This window comes from Pseudazoarcus pumilus (assembly GCF_002872475.1).
GTDB classification, from domain to species: domain Bacteria; phylum Pseudomonadota; class Gammaproteobacteria; order Burkholderiales; family Rhodocyclaceae; genus Pseudazoarcus; species Pseudazoarcus pumilus.
On the sequence record NZ_CP025682.1, the window covers coordinates 2,377,428 to 2,396,648 of the forward strand.

Below are 19,221 nucleotides of genomic sequence, written 5' to 3' on the forward strand. Positions count from 1 at the left end.
CCGCGCCATTCTTTTTTCCCCCGTCGCACGATCCGCGGCAGGACGCTCGGCGGCAATTGCCGCCACCCGGGCGGCAAACCCCGGCAGATTTTTCCTGACACAACCAACCAACCACGCCAACTCATTGATTTGGCGAACCAACCAAAACTGGCACGCATCTCGCTTTGATGGGGACACAGGCGCGGAGGTCGGAATCAGCTACTCCCACATCCAGCCGACCCTAGCAACCTCCGAACCAATCGAAGGAGATGCAGCATGTCACAGGTCATCAACACCAATATTGCGTCGCTCAACGCGCAACGCAATCTGAACACCTCTGCGGGTTCGCTGGCGACCTCGCTGCAGCGCCTGTCGTCGGGCCTGCGCATCAACAGCGCCAAGGACGACGCCGCCGGCCTCGCGATCTCGGAGCGCTTCACCACCCAGATTCGCGGTCTCGATCAGGCGCGCCGCAACGCCAACGACGGCATCTCGCTCGCCCAGACCGCCGAGAGCGCGCTGCAGTCCTCCGGCGACATCCTGCAGCGTATCCGCGAACTGGCCGTGCAGTCGGCCAACGCCACCAACTCCTCGGGTGACCGCGCCGCGCTGAACTCCGAAGTGCAACAGCTCACGCAGGAGTTGCAGCGCATCGCCACGACCACCGAATTCAACGGACAGAAGCTGCTCGACGGCTCGTTCACGTCGGCCAGCTTCCAGGTCGGCGCCAACGCCAACCAGACCATCACGGCAACGTCCGGCAACTTCCAGACCAACGCCTACGGCAACTACCGTATCGGCGGCCTGGCGACCTCGTCGAACACGCCCAACGGCGTCGGCGATCTGGTCGTCGGCTCCTCGGCAGACGCGCAAATGACCACGGCCACTACAAACGGAAATACCTCGGGCATCGCCGGTGACACCATCACCGTGTCGAGCAGTCTGGGCTCCAAGGACATCACCTACGCCCCAGCTTCCAGCGCAGAGGACATCGCCGCCAAGATCAACCAGGCCGAGACCGGCGTGCGCGCGTCCGCACTGACTTCCTTCGTGCTCGGCGCGGACGATGCCAACGGCGGCACTGATGGGTTCCTCCAGGACACCAGCTACACCTTCCTGATGGCCACCGAAACCACCAGTGGCGCCGACCCCGATTCGTGGACCACGGTGTCGTTCTCGATCGGCGGCAATGCCGCCGGTTCCGCGGTGACCACGTCGAGCCAGCTGAGCGCCGCGGTGCAGGCCTTCAACGACGTCTCGGGCCGCACCGGCTTCACCGCCAAGATCGTCGAGACCGACGGCGGTCAGTTCGGCATCCAGCTCACCAGCGAGTCGGGCAAAGACTTGCGTATCGTCAACGACTCCGAAACGGGCAACGACATTGCCCTCGAAGACCTCGCAGCGATAGACGGCGATGACGGCAACGACAGCACGCTCGCCGAGACGCTGACCGCTGCCGGTAATACCGGCGCTTGGACCGATACAAGCGGGGCGTGGGTCACCGGGCAGGTCATCCTGGATTCCGACCGCTCGTTCTCGGTCACCGCCGGCAACGACGACTTTCTGACCGCAGCCGGCACGGTCGGCGGGCAGCTGCAGACGGTCGAGAATCTGGATGTGAGCACCGTCGAGGCGGCCAACCGCACGCTGGCCATGGTGGATTCGGCGATCGCCGCGGTGTCCGGCCAGCGCGCCCGCTACGGCGCCTTGCAGTCGCGCTTCGAGAACACCATCTCGAACCTGCAGAGCACCTCCGAGAACCTGTCGGCCTCGCGCTCGCGTATTCGCGACGCGGACTTCGCCGCCGAGACCGCCAACCTGACACGGGCGCAGATCCTGCAGCAGGCCGGCACGGCGATGCTCGCGCAGGCCAACCAGATCCCGCAGCGCGTGCTACAGTTGCTGCAAGGTTGAAGGCGACTCGATCCGGCAACGCGCCGGGTATATGAAACGGGGTCCCGACCGGGGCCCCGTTTGCATGTCAAAACGTCGAACAGGCCTAAAGTTCTCCGCCAATTTTCCGTTAATGGATTCAAGAGCGCCAAAGACTCGATCCCAGAGCCTCCTTCTGGACTGCGCGGCGCCCTTGACAGCCTTCGAGCCATTGAATCCAGGAGAACACCATGGCACAGATCATCAACAGCAACATCGCCTCGCTGACCGCGCAGCGCAACCTCAACAACTCGGCGAATTCGCTCGCGACCTCGCTGCAGCGCCTGTCCTCCGGTCTGCGCATCAACAGCGCCAAGGACGACGCCGCCGGCCTCGCGATCTCGGAGCGCTTCACCACCCAGATTCGCGGCCTCGATCAGGCGCGCCGCAACGCCAACGACGGCATCTCCCTCGCGCAGACCGCCGAGAGCGCCCTGCAGTCCTCCGGCGACATCCTGCAGCGGATTCGTGAGCTGGCCGTTCAGTCGGCCAACGCCACCAACTCCTCGGGTGACCGCGCCGCGCTGAACGCCGAAGTGCAGCAGCTCACGCAGGAATTGCAGCGCATTTCGACCAACACCGAGTTCAACGGTCAGAAACTGCTCGACGGCTCGTTCACGTCGGCCAGCTTCCAGGTCGGCGCCAACGCCAACCAGACCATCACGGCCACCTCCGGCAACTTCCAGACCAACGCCTACGGTAACTACCGCATCGGCGGCCTGGCCACCTCCTCCCAAACGCCCAACGGCGTGGGCGACCTGGTGGTCGGCTCGACGGCCAACGGTCAGCTCGCGCAGGTCGGCACCGATGCCGACAACTCGGTGATCGCCGGTGACACGATCACGCTGCAAAGCGCCCTGGGCTCCAAGGACATCACCTACGAGGCCGGCTCCAGCGCCGAGCAGATCGCCGCCAAGATCAACCAGGCCGAAACCGGCGTGCGCGCCACCGGCATCACCCAGGTGGTGCTCGGCGCCGACGATGCGGCAGCGGGTGCGGCCGGCTTCCAGCAGGACACCAGCTACACCTTCCTGCTCGCCACCGAAACCGACAATGGCTCGAGCCCGGATTCGTGGACGACGGTGTCGTTCTCGATCGGTGGCACTGCTTCGGGTTCGGCCGCCAACCAGGCGAGCCAGCTCAACGCCGCCGTGCAGGCCTTCAACGACGTCGCCGGCAAGACGGGCTTCTCGGCCGAGATCGTCGAAACTGACGCTGGCCAGTATGGCCTGCGGCTGACCAACGAATCGGGCAAGGATCTGCGCATCGTCAATGACTCGGAGAGCGGCAACGATGTCATCCTCGAGGACATCGCGGCGCTCGACGGCGATGACACCACCAACGACAGCACACTCGCCGAGACGCTGTCGGCGGCCGGCAATCTGAACGCCTGGACTGCGGGCAGCGGTGCCTGGGTCACCGGTCAGGTGATTCTCGACTCCGACCGTTCCTTCACGCTGAAGACGGCCAACACCGACATCACGACGGCCGCTGGAACCTTTGGCGCGGAACTGCAGGAAGTCGACAAGGTCGACGTCTCGACGGCCGAGGCCGCAACGCGTACGCTCGCTCTGGTGGATTCGGCCCTGTCGGCGGTCAATGCCCAGCGCGCCCGCTACGGCGCCCTGCAGTCGCGCTTTGAGAGCACCATCTCGAACCTGCAGGCGACGTCCGAGAACCTGTCGGCCTCGCGCTCGCGGATTCGCGATGCGGACTTCGCGGCAGAGACGGCGAACCTCACCCGGGCACAGATCTTGCAACAGGCGGGTATCGCCATGCTGTCGCAAGCCAACGCGCTGCCGCAGAACGTGCTGAGCCTCCTGCGCGCATAACGGGGTAATCTGACCCCAGAAGGCGGCGCGGAGGCATAGATTGCAGCCGCGCCGCACAGCTTTGGAGATGCGTGAAATGAGCATTCAATCTGCAACGACGGTCGCCGCGAATGCGACGGCCCAGCTCCCGGGCACGGGAGTCGGAGGTGCTCGACAAAACGCGCCGGCAAGTTCTGCCGCCGGCACCGGCAACACGGCCCAAGGCAGCGGCACCGCCCAAAGCCCATCGAACGTCCAGGAGATCAGCGCCGCACTGCAGGAGATCCAGAACGCGATCCGACCGATCGCCAGCGAACTGAGCTTTTCGCTCGAACAGGACAGCGGGCGCATGCTCGTCAAGATCGTCGATCTGGAAACCGATGAAGTGATCCGCCAGATTCCTTCCGAGGAGATGGTGAGAATTTCCAAGGCGCTGGATAAACTTCAGGGACTGTTGTTGAACAGCGAAGCCTGAGTTTCAGGCGGAGGTCGTCGCAATGGCGCTGACAGCGAACGGTATCGGATCGGGACTCGACATCAACGGGATCCTCGAGCAGCTCATGGCGGTCGAACAGCGACCGCTGCAGCAGCTCAACGTCAAGGAGGCGAGCTATCAGGCGCAGCTCTCCGCCTTCGGCCAGGTCAAGTCGGTGCTGAGCACCTTGCAGAGCGCGACCAACGCACTGAACAACGCCGATCGCTTCTCGGCGATGCGTGCCACCAGCAGCGAATCGAGCGCCTTCACGGCCACCGCCGAGAAGTCGGCGGCCAAGGGCAGCTATTCGTTCGAAATCGAACAGATCGCCCAGGGCCAGCGCATCGTCACCAATGACACCACCGAACCCTCGGTAGGTGCAGGCAGCCTGACGATCAATTTCGGCAGCTACACCTACGACAACGGCGGCATTGCGACCGGCTTCACGCAGAGCAGCTCGGTCACCATCGATCTCGATGCGGGCAGCACCCTGGAAGACCTGCGCGACGCCATCAATGACTCCGGCGAGAACCTGCGGGCCAGCGTCGTGGACAACGGCACGGCCAAGCAACTCGTCATCTCCGGCACCGGAGAAGGTGCGGACGCCGCCTTCACGCTCGAAGGCACCGGCGGACTGACCGATTTCAGCTACGACGCCAGCAACGAGGTGGGCAGCACGCTGACCTTCCTGGAAACCGCGCAGGATGCCATCGTGCGCCTCGACGGAATCACCCTGACGCGCAACAGCAACACCATCACAAACGCGATCGAAGGCGTCACGATCAACCTGCTCGGCCCCACCGACGACAAGGGCACGCTGACGGTGGCGAACGACCGCGCTGGCGCCAAGGTCGCCATCGAAGCCTTCGCCAAGGCCTACAACGAGGTCAATACGACGCTGCGCGGCTTGACCGCCTACGACGCCGAGAACGGCCGTTCGGCCGCGCTCACGGGCGACGCCACGGCGCGCAGCCTGCTGGGCCAGTTGCGCGGCGCGCTCGGCGCAGTCACGCGCGGCGGCGAGGGCATCGGCTCGCTGTCGGAACTCGGACTTTCGTTCCAGCGCGACGGCTCACTGACGATCAACAGCGCCACGCTGGACGCCCGCCTGAACGACCCGGACGCCAACATCGCCGGCTTCTTCGCCGGCAGCGAAGGCGTACAGGGCTTCGCCGCAAGTCTTTCCGCGCGACTCGACGGCTATCTGGGCAGCGGCGGTGTGCTCGAGAGCCGTCAGGGCGGCATCAACGATTCCATCCGCGGCCTGGACCGGCAGCGCGAAACGCTCGCCCGCCGCCTCGAGCAGGTCGAGCAACGCTACCGCGCGCAGTTCACGGCGCTCGACTCGATGATCTCGAGCATGCAGCAGACGAGCACCTTCCTCACGCAGCAGCTCGCCGGCCTGCCGTCGATCTCCCGCAACAACTAAATCGACAGGAGCCCCAGAATGTTCGGTACGACCAACCGCGCTGCCGCCTACTCCCGCGTCGGGGTCGAGACCGGGGTTTCGGCCGCCGACCCCCACCAGCTCATCCTGATGCTCTTCGACGGCGCGATCATGTCGATCACCTCCGCGAGCGCGGCGATGGAACGCAAGGAAGTCGCGGCCAAGGGCGCATCGCTGTCCAAGGCCATCGAGATCATCTCGAACGGACTCGACGCCAGTCTCGACCATGAAGCCGGTGGCGAGCTGTCGCTGCGCCTGTCGGCGCTCTACGACTACATGACCGAACGCCTGATCCATGCCAACGCGCACAATGACCGCGAGGCACTGGACGAGGTACTCAGACTGCTCGGCGGCCTGCGCGAGAGCTGGCAGGCGATCGGACCCGAGGTCACCGGCAACCGGGGAGACGGCTCATGAACGTATCCGTCGACTGCCTTCAACGCATGGCAGAACTGTCCGAGCGCATGCTCGACGCGGCCGACGCCGGCGACTGGGACCGACTGGTCGAACTCGAACGCGAGATGAAGCAGGCACGCGACACGGCCGACGCCGGCTCGGAGCACGACGACGACGCGACCTTGCTCTACAAGGCCCGCCTGATCGAACGCATGCTGAGCAACCAGCAGCGCATCCTGCGTCAGGTACGCCCGTGGATGGACGAGACCCGCGAACTGCTCGCACACGGATCGCGAGACCGCGCCGTTCGAGCGGCCTACGGCGCCTCGCGATTCTGATTCACGCGGGGCACTGAGCACGCCGTGGAGGCCCCGTGATTCCCACCGATCTCGCCGCCCGCCTGCGTCTTCTTGCCGAGGCGAGCTTCTTCGACAGCGAACCGCCGGTGCAAGGCACCGCGCGCGTGCGCGAGATCCAGGCACGCCTGCCACAGCTGTTGCCGGGGCAGCAGTTCACGGCCCAGATCACCCGGGCGCTGCCGGACAACACCTTTCAGGCACTGGTCGCCGGCCGCGAGTACACCCTCGCCCTCAACCATCCGGCCAAGGCCGGAGACGCACTCGAACTCGTCGTCACGCGCAACACCGCGAATGCGGTTTTCGCCCGCGTCGTGGGCGAAGGCAGCGGCACGCAGAATCCGGCCAATGTCGGCGCGCAAGTCGCTTCCCGTCCGCAGCTCAGCCCCACCGGACGCCTCATCAGCTTCCTGCTGACGGGCCAGCCGACGCCACAGCCCACCGCCCTCGCAGCGGGCCGGCCGCTGTTGTCGGCGCCCCCGGCGCACGGCGGCGCGGACCTCGCGCCACTGCTGCGACAGGCGCTCTCGCAGAGCGGTCTGTTCTACGAGGCACATCAGGCCAAATGGCTTGCCGGACGCACCGGCACGGATGCGCTGCGCGCCGAGCCCCAGGGCCAGCAGCCTGCGCTCGCGCGCAACGAGACGGCCAGTGCGCCACGGGTCGCACCGAGTACCGCGACAAGCTTCATCGGGCGTGGCGGCGAAGCGCTCGCCGAGCGCGCCGCGGACGCCGCGCAGGCTGCGGCCCAGAGCCGCGGTCCGGTCGTCGCCGAGCGCCTGATGCCGGTGGTTCATCAGCAACTCGACGCGATGGCGACCCAGCAATACCTGCTGCACGGCCAGGCATGGCCGGGACAACGCTTCGAGTGGGAGCTTGAAGATCCGTGGCGCGAAGGCGGAGAGGAGCACGCATCCGACGGGCAGGACGGGTGGGACTCCACCTTGCGCCTGACCATGCCCCGACTGGGCTCGCTCGAAGCGCGCTTGCACCTCACCGCGGCAGGCGTCGCGATTCGCCTGGTCTCGGACGATGCGGCCACCGCCGCCGCGCTCGAAGCGGCACACGACCGACTCGACGCGGCGCTGTCGGCCGCCGACGTCCCGCTGACCGGATTCGTCGCCGAGGTGCGCGATGGCGAATGAGGACAAGCCCAACACGCGCGCCTCGGACGAGGCCGTGGCGCTCACCTATGCGTCCGGAGAATCCGCTCCGCGGGTCGTCGCCAAGGGGCGTGGACTGCTCGCCCAGGAGATCATCGAGCGCGCTCGTGAAGCCGGCGTGTACGTCCATGAGTCGCCTGAACTCGTCGGTCTGCTGATGCAGGTCGACCTCGACGAGCGCATTCCCCCGCAACTCTATGTTGCAGTCGCGGAGCTGCTTGCATGGCTGTATTCGGTCGAACGCGGCGACGGCGGAGCGCGCTCGCATCCACCGTTCGGCCGGCCCGCCGACACGCGCCCAGGCTGAACGCGCTCCGTGTTATAAGTGGTCTCCCCATTCACCCAGAACCGCGCCCCACGCACGCATGGCCGAACACCACGAAGCTGCCACGTTCACCGGTCTGCTCAAGCCCGAGCATTTTCCCGACCACCTGCTCCATGATCCGGGCGAGATCCTGCTGACGCTGCGTCGCATGAACAAGCAGCGCGTGCTGCTCAACGCGCACATCGACGCCGGCAGCCATCGTTTCGTCAGCGCAGTACTCGACTGCGGTCCGCGCGGCCTGGTGCTCGATGTCAGTCCCGACGAGTGGCTCAACACCCAGGCAGTCGCCAGCGACTTCCTGACCTGTTCGGCCCAGCTCGACGGCGTGCGCATCCAGTTCGACCTGCACGAGGTCACCGGCGTTACCTGGGACGACCTGCCGGCGCTGTTCGCCCCGCTGCCCGCGTCCATCCTGCGCCTGCAGCGACGTCAAGCCTTCCGCATGTCGGTCCCGATGAACAATCCGGTGGTGTGTCAGGTCACCGTGTATCCCCAAGATTGCGGCGACAACGGCGACGCTGCTGGTGCCCCCCCTGCAGCGCGGGTCGTGCGTCCGCGCGTGGCTGATGTGAGCATGGACGGCATCGCACTGGTATTCGAGGCCGACACGCTGGAACTGGCCGTCGGCATCGAACTGACCGACTGCCTGATTTCCCTGCCCGACAGCGACACCGCGAAGGTACACCTGAAGGTACGCAACCTGCACCAGACGACCAACCCCAATGGCGTCCGGAACGTGCGCGCCGGCTGCGAGATCGTCGACATGCCGGCCCGCTTCACCAACCAGATCCAGCGCTACATCTTCAAGATCGAACGCGAGCGCCGCCTGCTCGAAAGCCCCGACTGAACCTTTCGCACCGCCCAACAAAAAAGCCGCTCGAAGCGGCTTTATTTCTTGATGCGCGGCGGTTGATGACGACCTACATCGGCATGTTCATGATGTCCTGGTAAGCGGACACCAGACGGTTGCGCACCTGCACCATCTGCTGGAAGGACAGGCTCGCCTTCTGCAGATTGACCATCACGTCCTGAAGCTCGACATCCGGGTTGCCCGCGGTGAACTCCTTGGTCATGTTGCGCGCTTCGGCCGAGGCGGAGCTGACGTCCTTGAGGGCGGACTGCAGCACCTGGGCGAAGTCGACCCCGCCCTCGCCCGCAGCGGACTGCGCCGGCTTGGCTGCGGCCGACTGGGATGTGGCCCGCAGTTCGCCGATGAGTTGTTCGATGCCGCGCGTATCCATGGACTCCTACCTCGCAAAACACGTTTGCGCAGTGACAGTCTAGCAGAGCAATCGGCGTGCCAAAAGTTCAACTTCCGCCAACGCAACCGCCTGAGGAAGCGTTCCCGGGAACGCCACCCATATCTTTCCTACGGCCCCACGCCCCCGATCTTGAGCGTCCTCTCAGCAATCATGGCCCTCCGCGCGATATTGCTGCAGCTTGTAGCGCAGCGTGCGCTCGGAAATGCCCAGGCGTTCGACCGCCAACTTGCGCGAACCGCCAACCTCGCGCAGGGTTGTCAGGATGTGCTCGCGCTCCAGATCCTTCATGTTGTCGGGGCGGTTTCCGCCGGCAACGATGCCCGGCGCGGCAGCAATTGCCGACGGCGCAACCGGTGTCGCGCCCATGCTGGCCGGTGCGGCAGATATGGCCCCCGCGGGCAGGCACATCGACAGGGTCGCGGCGTCGATCGACTCCGCAGGCGCGAGGATCAGCGCGCGCTGCATCGCGTTCTCGAGTTCGCGCACGTTCCCCGGCCAGGCATGGGCGACGAGTGCGGCCTCGGCGCCCGGATCGAGCCTCGCGCTGCGGCGCATCGCGGCGGCATGTCGCGAGAGAAAATGCGCCGCCAGCGGCAGGATGTCGCCGGGACGTTCCCGCAGCGCAGGGATCGCCAGCGGGAACACGTTGAGCCGGTAGTACAGGTCTTCACGGAAGCGTCCTGCGGCGACCTCGGAGGCCATGTCACGGTTGCTTGTCGCCAGTACGCGAATATCCAGATCGATGCTCTTGCGGCCGCCCACGCGCTCGACTTCGCGCTCCTGCAACACCCGCAGCAACTTGGCCTGCAGCGCCAACGGCATCTCGGAAATCTCGTCGAGCAGCAGCGTGCCCCCCTGGGCCTGCTCGAACTTGCCGGCCTGCGAAACCTGCGCGCCGGTGAAGGAACCCTTCTCATAGCCGAACAGCGTGGCTTCGAGCAGATTCTCGGGGATCGCCGCGCAATTGATCGCGACGAAGGGCCGGGCCGCGCGCGGCGAATGCGCATGGATGTAGTGCGCAAACACTTCCTTGCCGGTACCGGACTCGCCGGTGAGCAGGACGGTGGCATCGGAAGATGCGACCCGTGCGGCCATCTGCAGCAACTGGCGTGTACGCGGATCCCCGGCAACCACCTCGTCCTCGTTCGAGGGCACATGCGCGTAACGCCGCACGTAGCCGAGCAGCCCCTCGGGCTCGAAGGGCTTCATCAGAAAATCGCAGGCGCCGCCGCGCATCGCCGCGACCGCCTTCTCGACGTCACCGTAGGCCGTCATCAACAGCACCGGCATCTGCGGCAGGCGCGCGCGGATCGCGCCCAGCAGTTCGAGACCGTCCATCGGCTGCATGCGCAAATCGCTGATGACCAGATCGAAGGGTTCGGTCGCAATCGCGTCCAGGGCCGGCGGCCCGCCATCGACGCCGACCACGTGATGGCCGGCCATCTCCAGCGTCATGCACACCGCATCGCGCAGCGCGGCGTCGTCCTCTACGACGAGCAGTCGAATCGCTTCACTCATGGGGGAACAAGTCTCCAGTCGGGGGTACGGCGTCGCCGGCCGGCGGATGAACGGGCAAGGTCAGCGTGAATGTCGCGCCGCGCCCCGGCTGGGATGCGAGCGCGACGTCGCCGCCATGGGCTCGTGCGACATCGCGCGCGATGGCCAGGCCGAGCCCGGTGCCATCGGTGCGCGTGGTGAAAAAGGGCTCGAACACGCGCGCCTGTTCCGCCCGCGCGATGCCCGGCCCATCGTCGGCGACCACACACACGAGTTCATCGCCTTCGAGCGACACGTCCACGCGCACTTCGCCGCCTTCGTGCGAGATCTGGATCGCGTTCTCCATCAGATTGGTCAGCGCGCCACCCAGGGCCTTGCGGTCGCCGAAGACCTCGTAGTCGTCGCAATCGCAGCGGCTGACGAAGCGCACGCGCCGTGCCCGCGCGACCGGTTCGAGTGTGTGTGCCAGTTCCCGCAGCAGTTCGCACACCCCAAAGCTCTGGCGCCCGAGTTGATCCCCGCGCGCAAAGCGCAACATGTCGCCGATCAGCCGTTCGAGATGGCGCAGGCGCTCGATCGCGCGCTCCGCAACCCGCTCGCGGTCGGCAGGCGGCAGTTCCGGCTTGGCCAGACCGGCGGTATACAACAGGGCCGCCGACAGCGGCGTGCGCAATTGATGCGCCAGCCCCGCGACCATCTCGCCCATCGCGGCGAGCCGTTCGTTGCGCTCGGCGGCCAGTCGCATGCGATGCGCGTCGGTCACGTCGTGAATCAGCACGATGTGCTCCTCGCCGGACTCGACGGCCGCCTCGGACAGGGCCAGACGGCGCGCCTCGGCGCCCTCGCCGAGCGACACCTCGCCGGGCGTGCTGGTCGCCACGAATCGCGCCTGCACGGACCGCCAGGCCTCCCCCTCGCATCCGGCACCGAGCAGGCCGCGCGCTGCGCGGTTGCACTGCACGATGCGCCGCTCGCTATCGAGTACGACGACCCCCGCAGGCAGCGCCCCCATGAGTACGTTCATGCGCTCGGTGAGCTGGGCGGCCTGCGCCTGCAGGGCGTTGTAGGCCCCGGACAGTTCCTCGGACGCGCGCGCGAACAGCGTAAACGCCTCGGCCAATTGCGCGGCATCGAGGCGCTGGCCATCGGGCAGTTGTGGCGCGGCAGGAGTGGCGGGTTCTTTCACGGCTGACAGCCTAATCACGCGTTCGTCTATGGTAACCGGCAAACAGGCGGCAAAAAATGCCGCTTTTCGCGCGAGCATGCTTGCATGCGTACGCCGACAATGCCGCCATCCGTCAATGCGACGCGCAAGGGAACCCCGCCATGGCTGCCGCCGACACCGCCACCACCGCTTCACCGCAGCAGATGCTGCAACAACTGAACAATCTGAGTCAGCGCCAGAAGCTCGCCGGTGCGGCGGCGATTGCGCTGGCAGTGGCGCTTGTCGTAGGCACCCTGCTGTGGACGCGTGCGCCCGACTACGCCGTACTCTTCGCCAACCTCGAGGAGCGCGACGGCGGCGCCATCGTCACGGCGCTGCAGCAGCGCAACGTCCCTTACCGCATCGGCCCCGGAGGGAGCGCCATCATGGTGCCGTCCGACCGGGTACACGACGTGCGCCTGCAACTGGCGGCCGAGGGCCTGCCCAAGGGTGGCCTGGTCGGCTTCGAGGTCATGGAGAACCAGCGTCTGGGCGTGTCGCAGTTTCTCGAGCAGGTGAACTATCAGCGCGCGCTCGAAGGCGAGCTGTCGCGCACCGTCCAGTCGATCTCGTCGGTGGCGGCCGCCCGTGTGCATCTGGCGATGCCCAAGCAGAGCGGTTTCCTGCGCGACGAGCAACGGCCGTCAGCGTCGGTGATGGTCTCCCTGTATCCCGGACGCGTGCTCGACGGCTCGCAGATCGCCGGCATCGTGCACCTGGTCTCGTCGAGCGTGCCAAAGCTGTCCAACGATGATGTCAGCGTCGTCGACCAGAACGGCGATCTGCTCACGCGCCCACCGGGCGCCGGACGCGATGCCGCGCTCGACGCGACGCAACTGAGCTATGTGCGCGAGCTCGAGGCCACCTACCTGCGCCGTGTCGAAGCGCTGCTCGAACCGCTGGTCGGCGCGGGCAACTTCCGCGCACAGGTCGCTGCCGACGTCGATTTCAGCCGCATCGAGGAAACCGCCGAGAGCTTCACCCCCAATCCAGCGCCAGAGCAGGCCATCCGCAGCCAGCAGACCTCCGAGCAGTTCAGCGGCGTCGCCGGCCCGGGTGGTGTACCCGGCGCGCTGACCAACCAGCCTCCGGTCCCGGCCGAAGCGCCGATCGTCGACCCGGACGCCGGCGAGGGCGAGGACGAAGCCGACAATCGCCCGGTGACCCGCAACCGCTCGGCCACGCTCAACTACGAACTGGACCGCAACATCCAGCACATCCGGCACGCTACCGGACAGGTACGCAAGTTGTCCGTGGCCGTCGTCGTGCGCGATCGCACCGAGACCATGCCCAACGGCCAGACCCGCGAAGTCACCCTCACCCCGGAACAGATGCAACGCATCACCGCGCTGGTGCGTGGGGCGATCGGCTTCGACGAGGCGCGTGGCGATGTCGTGCAGATCTCGAGCGCACCGTTCGCGGCAGGCGAAGTTCCCGAACCGGTGGAACTGCCGCTGTGGAAGGATCCCGAAATCGTCGAACCGGCCAAGCTCGCGGCGAAATACCTGGCGCTGGCGCTGGCGCTGGCCTTCGCGTATTTTGGCGTGATCCGCCCGCTCATGCGCACGCTCACCACACCGCCGCAACCAGCACCGGGCGACGCTGCCGAAGCGGGCGCAGGCACCGCCGAGGGCGACGAGGGGGCAACCCAGGAGGATTTCATGGTGAAACTCTCCAACAAGCAGTCGCAGAAGAACTTCGATGCGCGCCTGTCCAACGCACGTGAAATGGCTCAGGCGGACCCGAAGGCGGTGGCGAACCTGATCCGTAGCTGGATGAACCCGACCGGCAACGAGGAGAAGCGCAAATGAGCGCGACCGACCCGGGCGTCGAGAAAAGCGCCCTGCTGCTGCTCACGCTGGGCTCGGACGAGGCCGCCGAGGTGCTGCGTCATCTGGGACCGCGCGAAGTGCAGAAGCTCGGGCTCGCGATGGCCTCGCTGCCGGCCCAGTCGCGGGCCAAGGTCGAGGCCATCATCGGCGAGCTGGAAGCCCATTTCGAACAAGGGGCGCCGCTCGAAGCGAGCGAGGAACACATCCGCAACATGCTCACCAAGGCGCTCGGCGACGAGCGCGCGGGCCACATCATCTCGCGCATCATGCAGGGCTCGGATACGGCCGGCATCGAAAGCCTGAAATGGATGGACGCGGCCACCGCCGCCGACCTGATCCGCAACGAGCACCCGCAGATCATCGCCACCATCCTCGTGCATCTGGAGTTCGACCAGGCGGGCGAGATCCTCAAGCAGTTCAGCGACCGCCTGCGCAACGACGTACTGCTGCGCATCGCCACGCTCGACGGCGTGCAGCCGATCGCGCTCAAGGAACTCAATGACTCCCTGACGCAACTGCTCGCCGGCGCATCCTCGTCGATCAAGAAGGCCGCGATGGGCGGCGTGCGCCACGCCGCCGAGATCCTCAACTTCGTCGGCGCCGCATCCGAGACCGCGATTCTCGACAATGTGCGCGAGTACGACGCGGAACTGGCGCAGAAGATCCTCGACGAGATGTTCGTCTTCGAGAACCTGCTCGATCTGGACAACCGCGGCATGCAGACCCTGCTGCGCGAGATCCAGTCCGACTCGCTAGTGATCGCGCTCAAGGGTTCCTCGGAGGAGTTGCGCGAGAAGTTCTTCGCCAACATGTCGCAGCGTGCCGGCGAGATGATGCGCGAGGACCTGGAAGCGCGCGGGCCGGTGCGCCTGTCCGAGGTCGAGGCCGAACAGAAGGAAATCCTCAAGACGGTGCGACGCCTGGCCGAGGAAGGCCAACTGGTGCTCGGCGGACGCGGTTCCGACGACGCCTTCGTTTGACCACGGTCACCGGGAGCATAGATGTCCATTACCCGACACCAGGCCACTGGCGCCTACCAACGCTGGCAGCCCCCGGCATTCGACGCCGAAGAGCCCGAAACACCGGACGAAACGGCCGACGAGTCCAACGCGGCAAGCGCGGACCAGCCCGCGCCACCCGAACCGGAGGCGACCGAGCCACAAGTGCATCTGCCCACGGCCGACGAGATCGAAGGCATGTTCGAGCAGGCGCGCAGCGACGGTGAGAAGGCCGGCTACGACGAGGGACGCAAGCGCGCCGCGGCCGAAGAGGCCCATGCGCGCGACGAGGCGGCGCGTCTGGCCGAACTGGTCAGAAACATGGACGAGGCGCTTGACCGGCTGGGTGGCGAGGTCGCCAACGAGATCGTCGAACTCGCCATCGTGCTGGCCCGCCAGATGGTCGGCGAGACCCTCACGACCCGTCCCGAGGCGGTGGCGACGACCGTGCGCGAGGCCCTGCAGCACGTCCCCCAGGGCAAGGTGCGCATCCATCTGCATCCGGACGACATCAAGCTGGTGCGCGAGCACCTCGACGACCAGCTCGAAGCCGGCCACCATCATCTGATCGAGGACACCGCGGTGCAGCGCGGCGGCTGCCGTCTGGAGACCGCCGGCAGTGACATCGACGCCACCGTCGAGACGCGCTGGGAGCGTGTGCTCACCAGCATCGGCCGTGGCGAGCGGGCAAACGCGGACGATGAATGATCGTGTCGACAACTGGCGCCGCTTCATCGCCAGGCACGCCGAACTGGCCGGCAGCATCGCGCCGATCCGCATCGCCGGGCGGCTGACCCGCATCAACGGCCTGGTCATGGAGGCGGCCGGCATCAAGCTGCCACTGGGCGCCAGTTGCCGCATCGGCACCATCGGCGGCGGCATGGTCGAAGCCGAGGTGGTCGGCTTTCACGGTGAGCGCATCTTCATGATGCCCACCGACGAAGTCTTCGGACTCGCGCCCGGCGCGCCGGTGCACCCGGTCGAAAACGGCCCACCGCCGATCCACCCAAACGGCCAGTTGCGCCCCTTCCGCCGCAACGCCGATCGCGCCAAGCATCTGCCGGTGGGCGACGGCCTGCTCGGCCGGGTCGTCGACGGCGCCGGCCGGCCGCTCGACGGGCTCGGCACGATCGAAGGCGGCGTGTCACGCTCGCTGCAGGCGCGCGCGGTCAATCCGCTCTCGCGCGCGCCGATCCGCAGCGTGCTCGACGTGGGCATCCGCGCGATCAACGCCATGCTCACCGTCGGTCGTGGCCAGCGCGTGGGCCTGTTCGCAGGCTCGGGCGTGGGCAAGTCGGTGCTTATCGGCATGATGGCGCGCTACACCGTCGCCGACGTGATCGTCGTCGGCCTGATCGGCGAGCGCGGACGCGAGGTCAAGGAATTCATCGAGGAGAACCTCGGGCGCGACGGACTGGCGCGCTCGGTGGTGGTCGCCGCGCCGGCCGACACCAGCCCGCTGATGCGCATGCAGGGCGCGGCCTACGCCACCACGGTGGCGGAGCATTTCCGCGATCAGGGCAAGCAGGTGCTGCTGATCATGGATTCGCTCACGCGCTACGCGATGGCCCAGCGCGAGATCGCTCTGGCCATTGGTGAGCCGCCGGTCACGCGCGGCTATCCGCCAAGCGTATTCGCGCGCCTGCCAGCACTCGTCGAGCGCGCCGGCAACGGCTCTGAAGGCGGCGGCTCGATTACCGCCTTCTACACCGTGCTGGCCGAAGGCGACGACCAGCAGGATCCCATCGCCGATGCCGCTCGCGCCATCCTCGACGGCCACATCGTGCTCTCGCGCACGCTCGCCGACCAGGGCCACTATCCGGCTATCGATATCGAGCAATCGATCTCGCGCACCATGCAGAATCTCGTCCCGCCGCAGCACATGGCGCATGTGCGCCGCTTCAAGCAGCTGTTCGCGCGCTACCAGCGCTCGCACGACCTGATCTCGGTGGGTGCCTATCAGCCGGGCGCCGATCCCACGCTCGACCAGGCGGTCGCGATGTATCCCGGGCTGGAACTGTTCCTCCAGCAAGGCATCGATGAGCGCGAAGGCTTCGACAGCGCCGCGCACAAGCTCGCCGCCCTGTTTCCGACACAGACGTGACGACGCAGCGCGCCAGGGTTTAGAGTGCACCGACCGCGCACCATCCAACCGCAACCGGACGACCCTCGCACCTTATGACCAAACCCTTCGTCCTCCAGCCTCTGCTCGACCGGTCGCGTGGCCACCTCGACGAGGCGACCTCGGAGCTCGGGCGGCTGATCGCGCAGGAGCAGGAAGGCTCGCGCAAGCTCGAGATGCTGCAGGAATACCGTCGCGAATATCTCGCGCGTTTTCGCGACGCCGCCAGCGACGGACTCGGCGTCGAGGCCTTGCGCAACTACGGTGCCTTCATGGCGCGCATCGACGAAGCCATCGAAATCCAGCGCAAGCAGCTCGACCAGTCGCAGCAACGCACCGCCGCCGGCAAGCAGGCCTGGGTCAACCAGCGTAGCCGCGTCAAGGCCTTCGACACCCTGCACGAACGACATCAGGAACGCCAACGCAGCGCCGAACAGAAGCTCGAGCAGCGTCAGGCCGACGAGCATTCCAGCAATCTGTTCGCGCGCAAGGCATCCGGCGAGCACGACTGAAGGGCTGCCGACCGACCTGGCACGGCGATTGCTACATCCCGCCTGAGTCATTCAACCAGGGATCCGCGCAATGGCACAGCCATCCATCCAGTCGGGCAGCGCCCGTCACGATCTGAATCCGGTCTCCCTGCTGCAGCCAGCAGGCAGCGGCAGCGGCGATGTCATGGGATTCGAAGCGGCACTGGACCGTGCCCGCCAACCCGAATCGGGCCGCGACCCCGCTGCCGACAAGGATTTCGGGCGCCGCAACGAAGCGCGCGAAATGCGCACGGCCGAGCAGCCCGAGCGACGTGAAGTCCGGCCGGAGAACCCGGAACACCCGGATCGACCCGCCGAGGGGCGTCCCGCGAACGCACCCGACTCGCCCGAAAAGCGCGCGGATGGCGCCGAGCAGACCGCGCCGCCGGAACAGGGCGCGCGCGCGAAGCCCGGCGAGGAAGACGCGCAGGCGGCGGCGCCTGCCGCCCTGCCGGCAGACATTGCCGCCATCATCGCCGCTTTCATCGCCGCACGCGGCGCCAGCGACGGACCTTCGAGCGAGGATGAAGCCATCGAAATGCCCGGACTGCGTGGCAGCAAGCTCGCACTGGGCATCGCCGACCTGCTTGGCGGCAAGGATGCACCGCATCCGGAGGCCCGCGACAAGAATGCCGCACAGATCCTGAACCTGTTCGCGCAGGCGAACGGCAACCGGTCTGCTTCGGGCGGCGCCGAATCCATGCTTGCCGCAAATACGCGCGGCGAAGCGAACATGGGCGGCGTACAGACCGCAGTGATGCCTTTCGCGACCCGCGTAGACGCTGCGCAGGCCTCGCAGAGTACGGTTGTACAACTCCCCGTGGCGACCACGGTGGGCCATCGCGGCTGGGCGGCCGAGGTCGGCAATCAGGTCGCGTGGATGCTGGGACGCAATGAAAGCCGTGCGGAACTGCAACTGACTCCGCCGAGTCTGGGTAAACTGGGCGTATCGATCCAAGTGAACGGCGACCAGACCACGGCCCACTTCGTCGCGGCAACCCAGGCCACGCGCGACGCCCTCGAACAGGCGATGCCGCGCTTGCGCGAGGTGCTGCAACAGGCGGGAATCAATCTGGGACAGACGAGCGTCGGAACCTCCGGCGACCAGTCCGCACCGCACGAACGTGACGGCGGTTCGCGTCACGCATCGGGCTCTGGCGACAACGACGGCCCCGCCATCGGGGTCGGCAGCTCGCCGGTCGCGAACTGGATACGTGGCGGCACCGGCGTCATCGACACCTTCGCATGAATACGGAATTGACGCCGCCCCGTCCCGCTATTCGGTCGTTTCAACCGTTCCGGATCGAGCATAATGTGCTGAACTCGACCGGAGAACCGAATGCCACCTGCGAAACAACCTACCCTGGACGACGCCGAGGCACCGAAGAAGAAGCGCGGCTTGGGCGGCAAGTTGCTGACCATCGTCGTGATCGTGCTCGTCGTCCTGGCCATCGGAGCAGGTGTGGTCGTGTGGCTATTGCTGCAGAAGAAGAACGATCTGGCCGGCGACGGGACCGAGTCCGTACAGGAACCTGCAGCCGCGCAGGTCAGCATGGAGAAGCCGCCAACCTTCGTCGCACTCGATCCATTCGTCGTCAACCTGCAGCCGGAAAGCGGTGAGCGGTATCTTCAGGTGATCATGGCCATGCGAGTTGCAGACGAGAAGACAGCGCAGGGACTCAGCGCCTTCATGCCCGAGATCCGTCATCGCATCAATCTGCGCCTGACCGGCAAACTGCCGTCGGAGATTTCGACGCCGCCCGGGCAGGAGCAGTTGGCCGGCGAGATCGCGGCCGACGTCAACGCGGTGCTGGGCTCGCCGGCCGAGCGCGGCCCCACCGCGATCGTGCATTCGGTGCTGTTCAACTCGTTCATCATCCAGTAACGGAGCT

Annotated in this window: 19 protein-coding genes; 16 read left to right on the top strand and 3 right to left on the bottom strand. The window is 66.6% G+C overall.

Annotation, left to right across the window (positions count from 1 at the left end; translation table 11 throughout):
• The first annotated feature begins 255 nt into the window (after positions 1–255).
• The 9 genes from C0099_RS11630 to C0099_RS11670 all read left to right on the top strand — a co-directional run bounded on the left by C0099_RS11630 (position 256) and on the right by C0099_RS11670 (position 8,731).
• The gene (locus C0099_RS11630; RefSeq protein ID WP_102247569.1) at positions 256–1,893 is read left to right on the top strand and encodes a flagellin N-terminal helical domain-containing protein; all 1,638 of its coding nucleotides are present in this window, start codon (positions 256–258) and stop codon (positions 1,891–1,893) included.
• 209 nt (positions 1,894–2,102) lie between these two features.
• On the top strand, positions 2,103–3,743 hold the full coding sequence (locus C0099_RS11635; RefSeq protein WP_102247570.1) for a flagellin N-terminal helical domain-containing protein: 1,641 nt from the start codon (positions 2,103–2,105) through the stop codon (positions 3,741–3,743).
• A gap of 76 nt (positions 3,744–3,819) precedes the next feature.
• Positions 3,820–4,197 carry a flagellar protein FlaG gene (locus C0099_RS11640; RefSeq protein WP_164084911.1) on the top strand — a complete coding sequence of 126 codons (378 nt, stop codon included), beginning with the start codon at positions 3,820–3,822 and terminating at the stop codon, positions 4,195–4,197.
• A gap of 22 nt (positions 4,198–4,219) precedes the next feature.
• Positions 4,220–5,626, top strand: a complete 1,407-nt coding sequence (gene fliD / locus C0099_RS11645; RefSeq protein WP_102247572.1) for a flagellar filament capping protein FliD — start codon at positions 4,220–4,222, stop codon at positions 5,624–5,626.
• Positions 5,627–5,644: 18 nt separating this feature from the next.
• Complete coding sequence (fliS, locus tag C0099_RS11650; protein ID WP_102247573.1) at positions 5,645–6,061, top strand: flagellar export chaperone FliS; 417 nt, start codon at positions 5,645–5,647, stop codon at positions 6,059–6,061.
• Positions 6,058–6,378 carry a flagellar protein FliT gene (locus C0099_RS11655; protein ID WP_102247574.1) on the top strand — a complete coding sequence of 107 codons (321 nt, stop codon included), beginning with the start codon at positions 6,058–6,060 and terminating at the stop codon, positions 6,376–6,378. The genes fliS and C0099_RS11655 overlap by 4 nt, the downstream gene beginning before the upstream one ends.
• A 35-nt stretch (positions 6,379–6,413) precedes the next feature.
• Positions 6,414–7,541: a flagellar hook-length control protein FliK gene (gene fliK, locus C0099_RS11660; protein ID WP_102247575.1), complete on the top strand. Its 1,128-nt coding sequence runs from the start codon at positions 6,414–6,416 to the stop codon at positions 7,539–7,541.
• Positions 7,531–7,866, top strand: a complete 336-nt coding sequence (locus C0099_RS11665; protein WP_102247576.1) for an EscU/YscU/HrcU family type III secretion system export apparatus switch protein — start codon at positions 7,531–7,533, stop codon at positions 7,864–7,866. Before fliK ends, C0099_RS11665 begins: the two co-directional genes overlap by 11 nt.
• Positions 7,867–7,924: 58 nt before the next feature.
• A complete protein-coding gene (locus C0099_RS11670) occupies positions 7,925–8,731 on the top strand; it encodes a flagellar brake protein (RefSeq protein ID WP_164084912.1) in 807 nt (268 codons plus the stop codon).
• A 73-nt stretch (positions 8,732–8,804) separates the two neighbouring features.
• On the opposite strand, the gene fliE is transcribed toward C0099_RS11670, so the two are convergent.
• The 3 genes from fliE to C0099_RS11685 all read right to left on the bottom strand — a co-directional run bounded on the left by fliE (position 8,805) and on the right by C0099_RS11685 (position 11,838).
• Positions 8,805–9,125, bottom strand: coding sequence for a flagellar hook-basal body complex protein FliE (fliE, locus tag C0099_RS11675; RefSeq protein WP_102247578.1), 321 nt, complete (start codon positions 9,123–9,125; stop codon positions 8,805–8,807).
• 162 nt (positions 9,126–9,287) lie between these two features.
• Entirely contained in the window at positions 9,288–10,664 is a 1,377-nt protein-coding gene (locus tag C0099_RS11680) for a sigma-54-dependent transcriptional regulator (RefSeq protein WP_102247579.1), read from the bottom strand.
• Entirely contained in the window at positions 10,657–11,838 is a 1,182-nt protein-coding gene (locus tag C0099_RS11685; RefSeq protein ID WP_408634137.1) for a sensor histidine kinase, read from the bottom strand. The genes C0099_RS11680 and C0099_RS11685 overlap by 8 nt, the downstream gene beginning before the upstream one ends.
• Before the next feature lie 131 nt (positions 11,839–11,969).
• Here C0099_RS11685 and fliF point away from each other — a divergent pair, with 131 nt between their 5' ends.
• The 7 genes from fliF (at position 11,970) to C0099_RS11720 (ending at position 19,214) form a co-directional block, all read left to right on the top strand.
• Complete coding sequence (gene fliF / locus C0099_RS11690; protein ID WP_228151577.1) at positions 11,970–13,658, top strand: flagellar basal-body MS-ring/collar protein FliF; 1,689 nt, start codon at positions 11,970–11,972, stop codon at positions 13,656–13,658.
• Positions 13,655–14,659, top strand: a complete 1,005-nt coding sequence (fliG, locus tag C0099_RS11695) for a flagellar motor switch protein FliG (protein ID WP_102247582.1) — start codon at positions 13,655–13,657, stop codon at positions 14,657–14,659. Before fliF ends, fliG begins: the two co-directional genes overlap by 4 nt.
• Positions 14,660–14,680: 21 nt before the next feature.
• Entirely contained in the window at positions 14,681–15,385 is a 705-nt protein-coding gene (locus C0099_RS11700) for a flagellar assembly protein FliH (protein ID WP_102247583.1), read from the top strand.
• Positions 15,378–16,781 (top strand): flagellar protein export ATPase FliI, encoded by a 1,404-nt coding sequence (gene fliI, locus C0099_RS11705; protein ID WP_102247584.1) that lies wholly within the window; start codon positions 15,378–15,380, stop codon positions 16,779–16,781. Before C0099_RS11700 ends, fliI begins: the two co-directional genes overlap by 8 nt.
• 74 nt (positions 16,782–16,855) lie before the next feature.
• Entirely contained in the window at positions 16,856–17,311 is a 456-nt protein-coding gene (fliJ, locus tag C0099_RS11710; RefSeq protein ID WP_102247585.1) for a flagellar export protein FliJ, read from the top strand.
• Positions 17,312–17,381: 70 nt separating this feature from the next.
• Positions 17,382–18,578, top strand: coding sequence for a flagellar hook-length control protein FliK (locus C0099_RS11715; RefSeq protein WP_102247586.1), 1,197 nt, complete (start codon positions 17,382–17,384; stop codon positions 18,576–18,578).
• Positions 18,579–18,728: 150 nt separating this feature from the next.
• Positions 18,729–19,214 (top strand): flagellar basal body-associated FliL family protein, encoded by a 486-nt coding sequence (locus C0099_RS11720; RefSeq protein ID WP_228151578.1) that lies wholly within the window; start codon positions 18,729–18,731, stop codon positions 19,212–19,214.
• Positions 19,215–19,221: the final 7 nt, after the last annotated feature.